We start from the raw sequence: 16,463 nt of genomic DNA on the forward strand, positions 1-16,463 counted from the left end.
ACCTATACCGCCACCAACGCCACGGGCACATCAGCGCCAGCCACCGTGACGATCACCGTGACCGCTCCGAGCTTTACCTTCAGCCCGACCGCCGGCACGCTGACGGCGGCAACGGTCGGTACGTCCTACAGCCAGACCGTCACGGCATCCGGCGGCTCCACGCCCTACTCCTATGCCGTCACCTCCGGTGCACTGCCCACAGGGCTCTCGCTCGATACGACCACCGGCGCCATCACCGGCACGCCAACAACGGCAGGAAGCTTCAGCTTCACCATCACCGCAACCGATGCAAACAGCGTCACCGGCTCCGCAAGCTATTCACTCGCCGTCGCACAACCATCTGTAACGCTAACGCTTTCTCCATCTTCCGGCACCTTGACTGCGGGAACCGTAGGGACCACCTACAGCCAGTCGATTTCGGCATCGAGCGGCACGGCACCTTATACCTATTCGGCGAGTGGGCTGCCGGATGGACTTTCCCTCGACACCAGCACCGGTGCGATTACTGGAACGCCGACAACAGCGGGAAGCTACGCCATCACTGTCAGCGTTACGGATAGCGCTTCACCGGCAAATAGTGGTTCCGGCAGCTATACGATGGTCGTCAACGCAGCCGCCTCCTTCGCCTTCTCGCCGTCCGGCGGTGCTCTCAAGGAGGCGATGGCCGGCGAGGCTTACAGCCAGCAGATCACGGCAACGGGTGGAACGGGATCGCTTGTTTACAGCGTAGCCTCGGGAAGCCTGCCCAAGGGGATGGTTCTTAACATCTCGACCGGCGCCCTGACTGGTCCGCTCGATGCCAGCGCGGAAGGCGATTACGCCTTCTCTATCCAGGTACGCGACGGCAGCGGCGCCACGGCAACGGCAAATTACACAGTAAAGGTCGCAGCACGCGCGGTGACCGCCCCCGATTATGTGGTCGAGGTACCTGCGGGCTCGACTCCCAGCAACGTTTACCTCAACAGGAATGCCACCGGTGGCCCGTTCACCGGGGCCGATATTGTCTCCGTTCAGCCGCCTGAAGCTGGTACCGCGACGCTCATTCAAGGCGAAGTGGCAGCCGTCTCGGCATCGGCCGCGCCGATCGGCTGGTACTTGAAGTTCACACCCAATCCTGCCTATTCGGGCCAGGCCGTTATCAGCTACCGGCTTTCCAGTGCGCTCGGAACATCGAATGCAGGCACCGTCACCTACAACATCAATTATGACGCGGAAGAAGTTGCGTCGGATATCGACAGCCTCGTGCACAGTTTCGTACGCACCCGTCAGAACATGATTGCATCGTCCATCAAGGTGCCGGGTCTATTGGAACGCGGCCGAATGGCCAAGGCAACCACACCTGTCACGACGCGTATGTCGCCATCGACACAGGGGATGACCTTCGGCTTCTCCACCAGCCTCGCCCAAATGGAATCGGCCCGCGATGCTGCCGATGGCATTGGCGGCGGCTACTCCTCGCCTTTCAACATCTGGATCGATGGCGTCCTGCTGGCCCACAATGACAAGGAAATCAATGGGAACAAGTGGGGCAGTTTCGCCATGATCAACCTTGGCGCGGATTACCTGCTCAATGAGAGGGCACTGGTCGGTGTATCCTTCCACTATGACCGGATGACAGACCCGACCGATGAAGATGCCACGCTGACCGGTAATGGCTGGCTCGCTGGGCCCTATACATCGTTCGAAATCAGCAAAGGCCTGTTCTGGGACGCAAGCCTTCTCTACGGCGGGTCTTCCAATACGATCGATACCCAATTCTGGGACGGTAATTTCGACACCCGTCGCTGGATGGTCGATAGCTCCGTCAAAGGTCAGTGGTCCCTGGATGACAGGACGATGCTAACCCCGAAGCTTCGGGCTGTCTATCTCTCGGAAACCGTCAAGGATTATGCGGTGAAAAACAGCGCGGGTGACATCATCGATCTCGATGGCTTCACCACCGAGCAGCTGAGGGTGAGCCTTGGCGCCGAAATCGCGCGGTCATACACTCTGGCAAACGGGACAAACCTCACGCCGAAACTTGGTTTCAGCACAGGTTTTGCCGGGCTTGATGGATCTGGTGCCTTCGGCCAGCTTTCTGCAGGCGTTTCGGTTCAAACGGCTGAAGACTGGGCGATCGACAGCAGTATTCTGTTCAATATCGAAGGCGATGGTGACAAATCGGTCGGCGCGAAGGTGGGGGTCTTCCGTAAATTCTGACGGAAGGCTCGATACCTGTCTCTGCCAAGCGCTCGGGATGGCGAATGCGCACGCTTTGAACACCCCTTCTCCGAATAATGCACGAGATCGTCGCAATTGTGCGTCGTCGGATGATTTGAGACTTTTGGGCTTTGAAAGAATGGAGTATCCGGCTCGGTCTTCAGATTGATTTAAGCCGCTTTGGCCTGGTGGTTCAAGCGCGTCTGATTTTGTCTCGTTTAATCCTTTCACGTTCGAGCAGGATGGTCTGGCCACGCCCGAAGTTGACGTCGGCCGGGGTGAGGTTATCGAGGCTCTCGTGGTATCGGCGGTGATTGTAATGCTCAACGAAGGCCGCGATCTGGGCTTCGAGGTCTTCGTTAAAGAAGTAGTTTTCCAACAGAATGCAGTTCTTGAGCGTATGATGCCAGCGTTCGATCTTACCCTGCGTCTTCGGATGGCCCGGAGCGCCATGGACCTGGTCGATTTTGCATTTCTCCAGCCATTCGCCGAAATCGGAGGCGACGTAACACCGGCCATTGTCCGACAGCAGGCGCGGTCGGTGTTTGACTTTGACCTTGCCGCAGTCTGAGGCGGTCAATGCCAGATCGAGCGTGTCGGTGAACTTCACCGCCAGCTCACGTGGCGACGGATCGGCATGATCCAGGGCCATGGTGATGATACGATCCTTGATATCGTCGGGAATGCGGTTCCACATCCGTGACGGCGCGGAGGTCCGGTCTTCCAATCTCGCGGTACCAACCCTCAAGGCATTCTTTGGGGGATAACCCAACTGCCGAATGGTTGCCTTGAGCCGCTTGCCAAGCCGGATATAGAGCTCAACGGCGCGAAGTTTGTCTGTCTAAGAATACATGAACTACCTTCTGGTGGTCCAAGTTTTCGTCCGAACCCCACAGCATAAAACATGGTTCATATTGAACCAGGCAGACTCTCGCGCAACAGGTCACGTCCAAGCCAATGCCCCGCCGTTCAACGCGGCTTGTCTCGACGCAAGTTTATGGTGGCCGGTCAAAAGCGCAATAACTCATCTCCTTCCGCTTTAAATTTAGACATTCGGCAATGAAACGGTCAAAAATCACATTTGGCGCCCGCCAAAAATCCCCAAAAGTTGCGGGATTTCGAATTGGCATACTGCTTGCTTGTGACCGTTTTGACCGTTCTGGCGGTTTTGTGTATTATAAGAAGGGGAATTTCATGGGTTCAGAAATCAACCGCCGCCGCTTCCTGCAGAGCGCCGCCGGCGTTGCCGCAGTCGCGGGTTTCACGCAGATCAATCCAGACTTCTTCATTTCCTCGGCCTATGCGGCAACCAAGAAGACAATGACCTTCCTGTCTGCCGAAAACATCACCGGCAACTGGGATCCGACCGCCCACACAACCCTGTCGCAGAAAAACATCGAAGGCTATGTCATGGGCTTCCTGACGCGCACGCCGATGAAGCTCGACGATCCGGGTGCAACGAATTATGAATTGGCCACCGAGATAAAACTTCTCGACCCCCACAAGCTGCAGATCAAGCTTCGCCAGGGAATTGTCTTCCACGACGGCAAACCGTTCAAGGCAGAAGACGTCAAGGCGACTTTCGAATATGGCGCGCGGTCGGATCGCCCTGCGCAGTGGTATCCGGGACCGACCGAGACGCTGGAGATCACCACGCCCGATGATTACACGGTCATCGTCGACACGACCAAAGGCAACTATCCGGCACACCTGTTCATCTTCCTGGCGGCCTTCCTGCCGATCATGTCCGCCAAGGATGTTGCGGGCGGTCCCGGCGGCGTACTTTCGCAGCGCCTGAACGGCACCGGTCCGTTCAAATTCGTCGAGCAGCGCGGCAACACAACCGTCATGGAAGCATCCGACACCTATTTCAAGGGCAAGCCGGCCATCCCGGGCATCAACTTCACCTTCACGGGGGACAGCACGACCCGCATGCTGTCACTGATGAACGGCGAGGCATCGATCGTTGAACGCCTGGAGCCGGAGCAGGTCGACTCGATCAAGGACAAGCCCAACATTCACATCAACACCGTCGTTTCGGTCGAAAACAAGTATCTCTGGTTCCGGTGCTCCAAGGCGCCGTTTAACGATCCGCGCATTCGCCTTGCTGCCTGCCACGCGATTGATCGTGACCAGGTGCTGGAACTGCTCGGTGCCGCAGGCCACGCCTCGTCCAACTTCGTTTCGCCGGTCAAGTTCGGCTACGAGGACCTGGACAACTACCCGAAATACGATCCTGAAAAATGCCAGGCACTGCTCGCCGAAGCCGGCTTCCCCAAGGGCCAGGGCCTGCCGCCGCTCGAATACATCACCTCGGTCGGCTTTTATCCCAAGACGAAGGAATATGGTGAAGTCATCACGCAGATGCTCAATGACCAGGGCTTCAACGTGAGCCTGACGGTTCTCGAGCCGGCAGCCTGGAACGAGCAGCTTTACCACCGTCCCGGCGGCGGACCCGGCCACATGGTCGATTGCGGCTGGTCGACCGGTTCGCCGGAGCCGGATCTGATCCTGCGCACGCACTTCTACTCCACCTCGCACCGGATCTGCGGCATCGAGGACAAGGAGATCGATGCCAGCCTCGACAAGGAGCGCAACGCTCCGACGCTCGAAGAACGCAAGAAGGTCCTGCAGACAGAGACGATGCCGCTCATCGCCTCGAAGATGCCGGCCCTGTCGCTGTTCACGTCCGTGATGATCCACGCCATGCAGAAGGAATTCGAGGGCATCTACATCTATCCTGACGGCTCCATCGACGCATCGCAGACGGCCTGATCCGACACCCGCACGCCGCTTTGTGGCGTGCGGTCTTTCCTGCCTTTCAAAGTGGAGCGGATGGATGTTCGTGTTGAGTTTTCTAGTGCGACGGCTGATCCAGGGTGTTGGGATCATCTTCGTCGTATCGTTGCTGATCTTCACCCTGTTGCGCGTTGTTCCGGGCGATCCGGTTCGGCTGATGGCAGGCGGCATGGCCCCTGAGGCGCTGATCGAGAAGATTGCAAAGGACATGGGTCTTCGCGATCCGATCATAGTGCAGTTCGGCCGCTATATGGGTGGCGTGATCCAGGGAGATCTCGGCCAGTCCTTCGTGCGCCCGGCCAATGGGGCAGCAACGGGTGGCGCATCCTTCAATGACACGACGCGCGGCGAACGCGCCAAGGTCATGGATCTCATTCTCGACGCCCTGCCGATGACGTTACAGCTGGCTGCCGTCACCCTGGTGATCGCGCTTGTGTTCTCCTCGATCGTCGGCATCGCCGGCGGGCTTTCGATCGGCCGCTGGCCGGACAAGCTCGCCTTCTACATCTCCTCCATATTCATCTCACTGCCGAATTTCTGGCTGGGTATCGTGCTCGCACTGCTTCTGTCGGTGAAACTCGGCTGGCTGCCAGCCATCGGTTATGGCGGCTTCGCCTATACCATCCTGCCAGCCATCGTCCTTGCCGTCGAACTTTCGCCGGTGCTGATCCGCACGCTGGTCAGCTCGGTCTCCGCGCAGATGATGGAATCCTATGTCTCGGTCGGTCGCGTCCGTGGCCTGAGCCAGACCCGCATCATCGCAAACCACGCCCTCCGCAATGCTTCCGTGCCGCTGCTCAACCTGCTTGGCGTGCAGTTTTCCGGCCTGCTCGGCGGCGTCATCATCGTCGAATACATCTTCGATTATCCGGGTCTCGGCCTGCTCACCATCAATGCCGTTCTGCAGCGCGACTTCCCGCTTATCCAGGGCATCGCCATCGTCACCAGCGCGATCTTCGTGCTGATCAACATTATCGTTGATCTCGTCGCAACGCTCATCGACCCGAGGCTCGAATACTGATGGCTGTCATCACCACATCCGATACGCCCTTGGCCCGGAAGGCGATCTCGCGCTCGATCGCAAGCCGCATCATTCACCGCGCCATGTCCGCCCCCGGTTTCAAGGTCGGCCTGATCATCTTTTGTCTGCTAGCCCTTGCAACAGCCATCTATCCCGAGGTGAGCGGCATCGATCCCACCAAGATGGATGTAAAGGCCCGCCTGTTCGGCCCACTTTTCATCGGCGAAAAGTGGAGCTGGATGCATCCGCTCGGCACCGACCAGATCGGCCGCGACATGCTTGTCCGCTCATTGGTCGGCCTGCGTTATTCGTTCCTGATCGGCGTCAGCTCGGTCGCCGTCACGCTGTTCATCGGCTGCACACTCGGCATGATCGCCGGCTATTTCGGCGGACGCACGGATACCGTCATCATGCGGCTGACGGATGCGCAGCTGTCGATCCCGATGATCATTCTCGCCATCGCCGTGCTCGGCGTCTCCCGCCCGACCATCCCCGCCATCGTCCTTGTGCTCGGCATCTCCAGTTGGCCGATCTATGCCCGCATCATGCGCAGCATCGTCATGACGGAGCGCCAGAGAGAATATGTGCGGGCGGCAAAGCTCGGCGGCTCGACGGATGTCCGCATCATCCTCACCCTGCTCGTACCGCTTCTGCTGCCGCCGGTTCTGTTCACCTCGGTACTCGATGTGGCCCGCATGATGATCTTCGAATCCATCCTCGGCTTCCTCGGCCTCGGCGTGCAGCCGCCGACACCGACCTTCGGCAATATCATCGCCGATGGCCGCAAGTATCTTTTAAACGCCTGGTGGATCGCGACAATGCCCGGCGTCTTCCTCGGCCTGACGCTGACCAGCATCAATCTCGTGGGCGCATCGCTCGAGCGCGCGCGCAACAGCATCCACGGAGGTGCGGAATGACCACGTCATCCCTGTTGGAACTGAAGAACCTCACCGTCTCCGTCGGGCGGACAGGCAGCCGGAAGATCATCCTGGACAATGTCTCCATGTCGCTCGCGCCGCGCGAGATCGTCGGCATTGTCGGCGCCAGCGGAGCCGGCAAGACGGTCCTGTCGAAGGCCGTGGTGAACTGGCTGGAAGCCCCGCTGGAACGGACCTCTGGCGAGGTCCTCATCGAGGGCAAGGACATCTATGCAATGACAGAAGGCGACATGCGCACCCTGCGCCGCCGTGTCTCCTATGTCGGCGCCAATCCCATGGGCGCGCTCGATCCGACACTGCCGGTCGGCGTCCAGATCGTCGAGAAGATGAGGGCAGTCATTCCCGACACATCGAGGACTGAAGCCGAAAAGCGGGTGATCGAGCTGCTCGAAGCCGTCCGCATCCCCTCTGCCCGCAGCCGCTTCCACGACTACCCCTCGCAGTTCTCCGGCGGCATGATGCAGCGGGCGCTGATCGTCGATGCGCTGATCTCCAACCCGGCCCTTCTGGTGGCCGACAACGTCACCCAGCCTCTGGACGTCACGGTGGCGGCACAGGTCATCCGCCTGATGAAGGAGCTGACGGACAGTTTCAATACGGCGGTGCTGTTCGTCTCGTCATCGCTGCCTGTCGCGCGCGAAGCATGCTCCCGTATCCTGGTCATGGAAGCGGGCCGGATCGTTGAGGAACAGGCGACCGGGAAGCTCATCAGCGCGCCGATCCATCCCTACACCAAGGAACTTGTCGAGCAGACGCCGAAGATCTGGCTCGAAGGCACCATGGCAACAACGCCGGGCGAGATGCAGGAGGTTGTGCTCAGCCTGCGCGACGTGTCGCAGACCTATAAGGTCAAGAAGAAAAACAGCTTCGGCGGCGTCAATCTGGTACGGGCCGTGCGCAATGTGACTTTCGACGTCCGGCGTGGCGACAGCTTCGCCATTGTCGGCGAGTCCGGCTGCGGCAAATCCACGCTGATGCGGCTGCTGTCGCGGCTGGAATTGCCGAGCGGTGGGCAGGTTCTGCATGGCGATAAGGACATCGGTACGCTGAAGGGCAAGAACCTTCTGTCGTTCCGCAACAAGCTGCAGATGGTTTTGCAGGATCCTTTCGGCTCGCTGCCGCCCCGCACCTCGATTGGCAAGATGCTCGCCGATCCCCTGCGCACCCACGGCTGGCGCGATGCGGCAAAGATCCGCGAGCGGGTGCTGAAGGTGATGGAGGAGGTGGGCCTGCCTGCCGATCTTTACGAAGAGCTGCCGCTTGGCCTGAGCGCCGGCCAGCGCCAGCGGATCAACGTCGCCCGCGCGCTGGTGCTCGAGCCGGAGATCCTGATCATGGACGAAACGCTCTCGGCACTCGACCAGACCGAACAGTTCAAGCTGCTGGATCTCTTCCAGAAGCTGCAGCGCGAGTACAACCTGACCTATATTTACATCTCGCACGACCTCGCGATGGTGCGGAAGGTCTGCAACCGGGTGGCGGTCATGTATCTCGGTGAGCTCTTTGAGCTGGCCGACAACGAGCGGCTCTTCTTCGATCCCGGCCACCCCTACACCATGGCCTTGCTCAGCGCGATGCCGACCCTGGAAGAGCGGCGCTACCAGCCGGAAGACTGCCTGCTGGAGGGTGAGCCTCCGAGTCCGATCGACCTCCCCGCCGGCTGCAGCTTCAAGTCTCGTTGTCCGCGTGCCATGGAAAAATGCGCTACGCTGCAACCGAGCCTGACCGTCCGCGGCAGCGCCAACTTCGCTGCCTGCCATCTGATCGAGGCGCCCATGACCGAGGGGGCTGCGCGCTCGCGTGCTTCAGCATAGAAACAGCTGCGGCCCGGGCATATCCGGGGCGGAGTGATCTTCATTCAAGGGACGTCCATGAGTTTCACGGAACACAGACTAAAGCTCATTCTCGAGATGCTGAAGCAAAGCAAACGCGTCAACGTGAAGGATCTCGCAGATCAGCTGCATGTCAGCCAGGAGTCCATCCGTCGTGATCTCAAGGAGCTGGAGACACGAGGCTATGCACGCCGGGTCTATGGTGGCGCTGTCCTGGACCAGCAGGAGAGCGACCAGCCGTTTCCCGAACGTCTTCGCGTCGGCGCCCGCGAGAAGGCGCGCATCGGGGAGGCTGCCGCAGCGCTGGTGCAGGATGGCATGAAGATCTTCATCGATACCGGTACGACCACCCTCGCCTGCCTGAAGCATCTGGAGGCCCGCAAGGATCTCACCGTCGTCAGCAACTCCCTGGCCGTCGCCGCGCATTTCTTCAATGTGCCGCAGGCCAGCGTCCGGGTTCTTGGCGGACGGCTGCGTCCCGAATATCAGGCGACCTATGGCCATGAGACCGTGGCGGCGTTGAAGGAGCATTTCTTCGATCTCGCCATCATCGCGATCAGCGCCATCCACATCGAGCGCGGCTTCATGGATTTCGGCGAAGACGAGGCAATCCTGCGCCGCATCGCCAGAACCCAGGCCAAGCGCTCGATCATCGTGGCCGACAGCTCCAAATTCAGCCGCCTCGGCTCCATCCACACCCTTGCGCTCAACGAGATCGATGCCGTCGTCACCAGCGGCGTGATCGGCAGGGAATTCTCAGATCATTTCAATCAATCGAACGTGGAAATCATACATGCCTGACGCCTCCTCCCCCTCCGCCCCGATCAATGCCCAGCGTCTCCAGAGGATGATGGAAGACGTCTCTAAATTCGGCGGCGGCCCTGACGGCTCCATGACACGGCTGACACTCTCGAAAGAGGATGGCGAGGCCCGCGACTGGCTCGGGCAGTGGTTCGCGCAGAACGGTTTCGAACTGGCGGTCGATGCAATCGGCAACCAGTTCGGCAAGGTGGCGCTGGCCAGCTCGAACGCCCCTGTCGTGATGGTGGGCTCCCATATCGACAGCCAGCCGAACGGTGGCCGGTTCGACGGCGCCCTTGGCGTGATTGCCGCCTGCGAGGCCGTTCTTTCCGTATCGGAACGCCTGAAGGCCGAAAACAAGCTCTCGGCCTGCAATTTCCAGATCGTCAACTGGACCAACGAGGAGGGTGCCCGCTTTCAGCCGAGCCTGCTTGGCAGCAGCGTGTTCACCGGTGCCTTGGACCTTGACTGGGCTCTCGACCGCGCCGACGGCGACGGCATCACCGTCCGCCAGTCCCTTCATGCGATCGGCTATGCCGGCAAGGACAAGGTGGAAATTCCGGACGCCCTTGTGGAGCTGCATATCGAGGGCGATAGCCACCTCTTCAATGCTGGCGAACGCTTCGGCATCTTCACCCGCTATTGGGGAGCCACGAAGTACCGCCTGGCCTTCCTCGGGCGCCAGGCCCACACGGGCGCAACGCCGATGGCGCAGCGCAAGGATGCCGTCCTGGCCGCCGCCTACCTGATCGCCGACCTCAAAGACATTGCTGGCCAGCATGGTCTGGATCTCCATACCTCCGTCGGACGTCTGGAAGTCTTCCCGAATTCGCCCAATGTCGTGCCGGCCGAGGCAGTCCTCTTTATCGAACTGCGTTCCGGCTCGCCAGAAATCCTGGCGGAAGCCGAGCGCAAGATGAAGATCAGGATCGACGAAGCCTGCGCCAAGGCTGGCGTTACCTATGAAGTCCGTTCGATTGACCGTCGCAAGGCGGGCAGCTTCGCTCCGGGGCTCGTCCGGCTGGCGGAAACTGTCGCCGCGCAATATGGCCAGACATCCCGTCATCTCGATACGATCGGCGGCCATGATGCGGTTGCTGTGTCCGACGTATGCCCGGCCGTCGTGCTGGCTGTCCAGAGCCGCGACGGCGTGATCCATCATCCAACGGAATACACGTCGCCCGACGACCAGGCGCTCGGCACCCAAATCCTCGCCGACATGCTGTACGAAATCGCCAGCAAAGGACTGAAGGCAGCACAGATCGGTGAGGCAGTCGAATGAAACCAGTCGGCACACCCACGAACCCGCTTGAAATCAAAGCCGAGAAGGCGCTTGCATCCTTTGCGCTGCTCGAAGGGCGCGAGATGTCCTATCGGTCAGCAAGGCCACCCGTCGCATCGCCATCCTACAGCGCGGTGGAATCGAGAACCTTCGACATCTCCGTCTCCGGAGACGAGCCCGACTACTTCCTTCGGCTTGGCATCCATGAAGTTGCCGATCTGGTCGACGCCGAGACGGCTTTCGCCGCAGCCAATCAGTTTCATATGCTCGGCTTTTCTCCGGAGCCCGTCGGCTTCGATCCGGTGACGCGCGGGACATTGTTTCGCCGGTTAGGCGAGGATTGGCACACAGCGAAGATCGACGATCTCATGGCACCCGATACCGTGGCGAAACTGGTCGCGATGCAGAGCGGAATCGCCAGAGGCAAGCTGCTTGGCCGGCAGTGGTCCGTCTTTACTGGCATCGAGCAACTTTGGCCGATCGTAACGTCGGGAAATATAGAGCTTCCTGCTGACGTGGACTGGATGCTTTCCTGGATGACCCCGATCCGCGACGCCATCGAGGCATCGGGTATCGACTACCGCCCTTGCCATGGCGATCCGCATTCCTCGAACGTCATGCTCGGGCCGGAGGGTGCGATACAACTCGTCGACTTCGACATGGCCGGCGACATGGACCCCTACTATCAACTCGGCGCACAGATGAACGAACTCTACCAGTTCGACAGCCTGATGAAGCCGCTCCTGGAAATGCACGATGGTCGCTTCTCCGAAAAGATCTTCAACCGCTGCCGGGCCTATGCCGCGGCGGACGATCTCTACTGGGCGCTGCGCAGCCTGGTGCTCGAGTTGCGCTCGCCGCCGAGCGGCGTGGAATTCCTGAAATATGCCGGCTGGCGTTTCCTGCGCTGCCGCATGCTTCTCGGACATCCGGATTTCGAAGGCCGGCTGCGAGACATGTGAATAACAAGACTGTTCAGGGAACGAAGAGATGAACGAACTGGGAATGGCGAAAACAGATGCCGAGCGTGCGGTGGAAGCGGCAATCGTACAGGTGGAACCCTGGAAAGGGCGTCGCCTGCGCTACTGTTCTGTTTCTGGCGGCATCAGCAACACCAATTTCCGCATCGAGGTTGAAGGCGAACCGCGCGGCTACTTTCTGAAGATCCCGGGACGTGGCACGGAGATGTTTATCGACCGGAAGGCCGCTGCTGCTGCCAGCAAGCAGGCCGAAAAGATCGGCATTGGGCCACAGACCTTCGACTATCTCGACCATCTCGACATCGAGATCGCCGAGTTCATCGATGATCGCCGCGCCTCTACCCACAAGGATTTTGCCGATCCGGCCATCCGCGAGGAGGCCGTGCGCGTCTACAAACAGTTCCACGCCGCACCTGCCCTGCCGCTGACGAAGACCGTCTTCGACATGATCGAGGAGCACTACCACCAGGTTCGCGATCTGGGTGGCTACTGGCCGCTCGACCATGATTACCTCTATCGCTCCTACAGGCAGGCACGCCAAGCGCTTGAAGCCTCGGGGCTCGATCTCGTGCCCTGTTTCAACGATCCGATGCCGGGTAACTATCTCATTGGCGCCGACAAATCGATCAAGCTGATCGACTTCGAATATGCTTCCAACAACGAACGGCTCTATGACCTCGCCATCTGGAGCGGCGAGATGTTCTTCTCGGAAGATATCGACTGCACCATTATCGAGGAATATTTCGGCCGCTATGACAAGGGACAACATGCCCGCCTCGTTGTCCACAAGGCCCTTGCAGACATCAAGTGGAGCACCTGGGCCATGGTCCAGAACCGGATTTCGACACTGGATTTCGACTTCTACAAGTACGGAATCTGGAAACACATGCGCGCTCGCTCGATCATCCAGGACCCGCGCTGGCCCCTTTTTCTGAAAGCCCTGTAATGCCCGTCCTCGATATTCCCTCATCCGATGTAGAAACATATACGGCGTTCGCGAACACGCTTGCCGATGCGGCAAAGCCGCTTGCGCTCTCTTATTTCCGCACGCCGCTCGATATCATCTCGAAGCTGGATGAGAGCCCCGTGACCATTGCCGATCGGACCATCGAGAAGCAGATGCGCGACATGATCGAGGCGCGCTTCCCGACCCACGGGATCTACGGCGAGGAAATGGGCGTGAAGAAAGGCGATGAATTCACCTGGGTGCTGGACCCTATCGACGGTACGAAGAGCTTCATCACAGGCTTTCCGTTGTTCGGCACTCTGATCTCGCTGACATACCGGGAAGCACCTTTCTGCGGACTGATCGATGTACCCGCCACAGGTGAAAGATGGCACGCAAGGCCAGGGCAGACCCTTTTTGCCGGAAAGCCATCGGTGACCAGCGGCTGCGAAGGCTTTTCAGAGGCGAGGTTCTACACGACCTCTCCGGACATGTTCAAAGGCTCCGAAGTCGAGGCCTATGAGATGCTGTCGCGCGCAGCAAGACTGCGTCGGTTCGGTGGCGACTGCTATATCTATGGATTGCTTGCCTCGGGCCATTGCGATCTAGTTCTGGAGACGGGTCTGCAGCCTTACGACTACATGGCGCTTGTGCCGGTGGTCGAAGGCGCCGGCGGATGTATCACGGACTGGCAGGGGAAGCCGCTGTCAATCCACTCCACCGGTCAGGTTCTGGCCTCCGCCACGCCGACGCTGCACGAAGCCGCCTTGAAACTCATCGCATGACGGCGACACCTCATCTTCTATAAATACTGAGAAAATGCTTTCCTCAGGTTCACGATCTGATGGAACTCATGACGTGGATGATGATCGCCAGCAAGCTACGTTCTTACGATGCCGCGAAGCGATATTGTGCCGGATACTGGCCTCTCTCAACCAAAAAGTGCAAAAATTGAGCGGCCAATTCCCGTCAGCCGGGCCCGTCCCCTGAAACAGCCACACGGTCGTTCCAACTCTGGCCCAGTGCCCAGGAAAAACGGTCATATCGCGCCCTTCAGGCATGTTGTCGTCAAGGCTGCAACTCGTTGAATGCACGACAGCGATTTTCTTAAAAGAAAGCGAGTATGCGCTTTACTTTCATAACTGCGTCTTATGCCGCCCTGAAATATCTGCTCGCGTCAAAACGCTTCCCGATCAGGAAGCGACAGATCAATCACACAGGGAATTAGGCTTTAAACACTCACATACGCCGTGGAGGGGCTTACCCATTTTCTACCAGCCGATAACGTCCCCGTAAATGTTGCCTGATGCAATTAGTGCTTATTTCCCCCAACACTCATGGAAATGCCGTAGAAGACACACCTTCGCTCGATGCAGATGGTTGAGGGCGCTCTTCAGCAAACAGCGACAAATGAGGTGACAGCGCTCTCTGCCATGCTCTCCCAGTGCCGCCTTCGATCCACTGCAAGCCAGTCAGATAAACGCAGCCCTGCAATTGGCCCGAGCAAGCGGCACAAGCATCGATAAATTTATCAGGTGGGTCGGCAGACGCAGCTTCAACGCCTATGATACCCTCTTTGAGATCCGTGCATTCTCGCAGCCTTGTCTCCCTTACCTGACCGCAAATGAGCCATCATGGCGCGCAATTGAACCTTGATCTCTCCTTGTCCACTGGCCCATGGGGGCGGGGAACCAAATACCAACCGTTAAGCCACCCGCAGGATGATGACGCCAAATAACCTTTTCAAGTTCCGCCTCCCTGCCCTGCCCCGCATTGCGCGCGATCTTGCACGCTGGCTGGAATTGCGTGCAATTGCAATGACGCCTGAACTTCTGAACCCAATGGATGGTCTGCGCGCCACGGTCATTGTGGCAAGTCTTCTTTTCCTGGTGATTTTAACCGGAGAAAGAACCTTCAGCTGGGCTATCTTCGCCGGCTTCTGGGCCTGCCTTGCCGATACCGGCGGTCCCCCGGATCGACGGAGACGGCATCTCCTGACCTTTACCTTTGCAGGCACCATCACAGCCTTTTTGAGTGCGTGGCTGACTGGATTACCTTGGATTCCACCCCTCGCAGTTGCGCCTTTCATGGTGGGAACCACCGCCCTGTTGACGCTGTGGCAGCCGGAAATGGGCCTTGTCGCAACCTTGCTCGGTGTCGTGGCGGTCGTCGCCGCTGGCGCGGCACACCCGGCCATGGAGGCGGTCAAGATGGCTTTGGCCTTTCTGGTGGGCAGCAGTTGGGCAACAATCATCCTGCTCGCAATCTGGCCCGGCGCGCAATGGTTACCCGCTCGGCAGGCTGTTGCAGGCGTTTTTTCTCGCCTTTCGGACATGGCTCATGACATAGCAACGGATATATCTGCCCCCAGCCTTGAGATAGCGCGCCTTGGCCGCCATCGCCGCGCGGTTCGCCTGGCGATAGAGCGCGCGAACAGTCAGCTTATCCTGTTCAATCATAGTGATAATACCATTTGCCACCACTTGAGGTCTGCGCTTGGACAGGCAGATGCGGTCTTTCATGCATTGCTGGCGCTCGATCATCTACCGCCGCTGACACCAGAAAGCAGAAAGACGACATTGGAGGCTGCCGCAATCCTAACGGCCTGCGCAGATCATCTCAGAAAGTCGGACCGGCATCGGAAATCCCCCGCCTCCCCTGCCCTGCACCTCCCTGCAGACGGTTCACCTCCCGCAGAACATGCCGCAGTTAGTGCCCTCACCCGGACGCTAGTCACCATGGGTTCGGAGGTAAACTTTTTTGACCTGCCGCAGAAGAACCGGGTTACCCCGCAGTCGAGGCAAGCGAGTGTTCGTGCCGCCGCCCTTCGGAGCGCCCTTGCCGTGGCAATCGTGACCTTGACCGCGCACCTACTTTCCCTCAACTACCCCTACTGGGCAACAATGGCGGTGGTTGTCGTTCTCAATCCGGTTCGACATGTCAGCATCAGCCGGGGCATCGAACGCATCATTGGGTCCGTCTGCGGTGGCATGCTGGCATTGGCAATCCTCTCTCTCTCAACAAGCCCCGTCGTGATCGGACTCATGATCATCATCGGCACCCTGGCGACACTGGCGCTCAGGCCCGTGAATTACACACTCTTCGTTGTCTTTCTAACCCTGCTCTTCGTCCTGATCATGAACCTCCTGCAACCGACGGACGGCATTGCCGCAGCCCGGATCCTGGACAATGTGATCGGCAGCGTGATGGCAATCGTTGTCACCCTTGTTCTCAGCCCGGGTCGAGCGCGTCCGATATCTGATCTTATCGCCGAAGCCGTGGAGGCCAATCGGCATTATCTCGCAGCGATAGCCGACGGTGATGCCGCAACTGTTGCGGTCGCAAGACGCAGGGCAGGGCTTGCCAGCAACGAGGCAGAGATAGCCGCACATGGGCCAGATCGACTCTTCGGACCGAGACTGACGACAGAAGATCGCGAAGGACTGGCCGCAGCCCGCAGGCTGGCAGGGGAGGCCGCCATGCTCTGGCACCTTCGCAACGCCGCGGCATCAAAAGACGGCGAGGGGGCGTGAATCCCACCTAAGACAAGGTGACCGAACACTATGCCGAGAGCCTCACAGGCTCTCGGCATATTCTTATGTAGGCTTTGAGGGTGAGGAGATCAGGTCTAGTCGGGCGCGTTGCGTCTCGGGGCGTTCCCACAA

Annotated in this window: 11 protein-coding genes and 1 pseudogene; 11 read left to right on the top strand and 1 reads right to left on the bottom strand. The window is 59.3% G+C overall.

Annotation, left to right across the window (positions count from 1 at the left end):
- Positions 1–57 precede the first annotated feature (57 nt).
- Entirely contained in the window at positions 58–2,199 is a 2,142-nt protein-coding gene (locus QO005_RS22680) for a putative Ig domain-containing protein (protein ID WP_370878145.1), read from the top strand.
- Positions 2,200–2,369: 170 nt separating this feature from the next.
- On the opposite strand, the pseudogene QO005_RS22685 reads toward QO005_RS22680, so the two are convergent.
- A pseudogene (locus QO005_RS22685) lies at positions 2,370–2,938 on the bottom strand (integrase core domain-containing protein); the annotation flags it as partial.
- 455 nt (positions 2,939–3,393) lie between these two features.
- Here QO005_RS22685 and QO005_RS22695 point away from each other — a divergent pair.
- The 10 genes from QO005_RS22695 to QO005_RS22740 all read left to right on the top strand — a co-directional run bounded on the left by QO005_RS22695 (position 3,394) and on the right by QO005_RS22740 (position 16,331).
- Positions 3,394–4,974, top strand: coding sequence for an ABC transporter substrate-binding protein (locus tag QO005_RS22695; protein WP_307160306.1), 1,581 nt, complete (start codon positions 3,394–3,396; stop codon positions 4,972–4,974).
- A gap of 64 nt (positions 4,975–5,038) precedes the next feature.
- Entirely contained in the window at positions 5,039–6,019 is a 981-nt protein-coding gene (locus tag QO005_RS22700; protein ID WP_307160307.1) for an ABC transporter permease, read from the top strand.
- Positions 6,019–6,936, top strand: coding sequence for an ABC transporter permease (locus tag QO005_RS22705; protein WP_307160308.1), 918 nt, complete (start codon positions 6,019–6,021; stop codon positions 6,934–6,936). The genes QO005_RS22700 and QO005_RS22705 overlap by 1 nt, the downstream gene beginning before the upstream one ends.
- Positions 6,933–8,771, top strand: a complete 1,839-nt coding sequence (locus QO005_RS22710; RefSeq protein WP_307160309.1) for an ABC transporter ATP-binding protein — start codon at positions 6,933–6,935, stop codon at positions 8,769–8,771. Before QO005_RS22705 ends, QO005_RS22710 begins: the two co-directional genes overlap by 4 nt.
- A 57-nt stretch (positions 8,772–8,828) precedes the next feature.
- Positions 8,829–9,590, top strand: a complete 762-nt coding sequence (locus QO005_RS22715) for a DeoR/GlpR family DNA-binding transcription regulator (RefSeq protein WP_307160310.1) — start codon at positions 8,829–8,831, stop codon at positions 9,588–9,590.
- Positions 9,583–10,872, top strand: coding sequence for a Zn-dependent hydrolase (locus QO005_RS22720; protein ID WP_307160311.1), 1,290 nt, complete (start codon positions 9,583–9,585; stop codon positions 10,870–10,872). Before QO005_RS22715 ends, QO005_RS22720 begins: the two co-directional genes overlap by 8 nt.
- Positions 10,869–11,834, top strand: a complete 966-nt coding sequence (locus QO005_RS22725; protein WP_307160312.1) for a phosphotransferase — start codon at positions 10,869–10,871, stop codon at positions 11,832–11,834. Before QO005_RS22720 ends, QO005_RS22725 begins: the two co-directional genes overlap by 4 nt.
- Positions 11,835–11,862: 28 nt before the next feature.
- Positions 11,863–12,798 carry a choline/ethanolamine kinase family protein gene (locus QO005_RS22730; protein WP_307160313.1) on the top strand — a complete coding sequence of 312 codons (936 nt, stop codon included), beginning with the start codon at positions 11,863–11,865 and terminating at the stop codon, positions 12,796–12,798.
- A complete protein-coding gene (gene hisN, locus QO005_RS22735; protein WP_307160314.1) occupies positions 12,798–13,583 on the top strand; it encodes a histidinol-phosphatase in 786 nt (261 codons plus the stop codon). The genes QO005_RS22730 and hisN overlap by 1 nt, the downstream gene beginning before the upstream one ends.
- Positions 13,584–14,519: 936 nt before the next feature.
- Positions 14,520–16,331, top strand: coding sequence for an FUSC family protein (locus QO005_RS22740; protein ID WP_307160315.1), 1,812 nt, complete (start codon positions 14,520–14,522; stop codon positions 16,329–16,331).
- The last annotated feature ends 132 nt before the right edge of the window (positions 16,332–16,463 follow it).

The organism is Allorhizobium paknamense (genome assembly GCF_030815125.1).
GTDB classification, from domain to species: Bacteria; Pseudomonadota; Alphaproteobacteria; order Rhizobiales; family Rhizobiaceae; genus Allorhizobium; species Allorhizobium paknamense.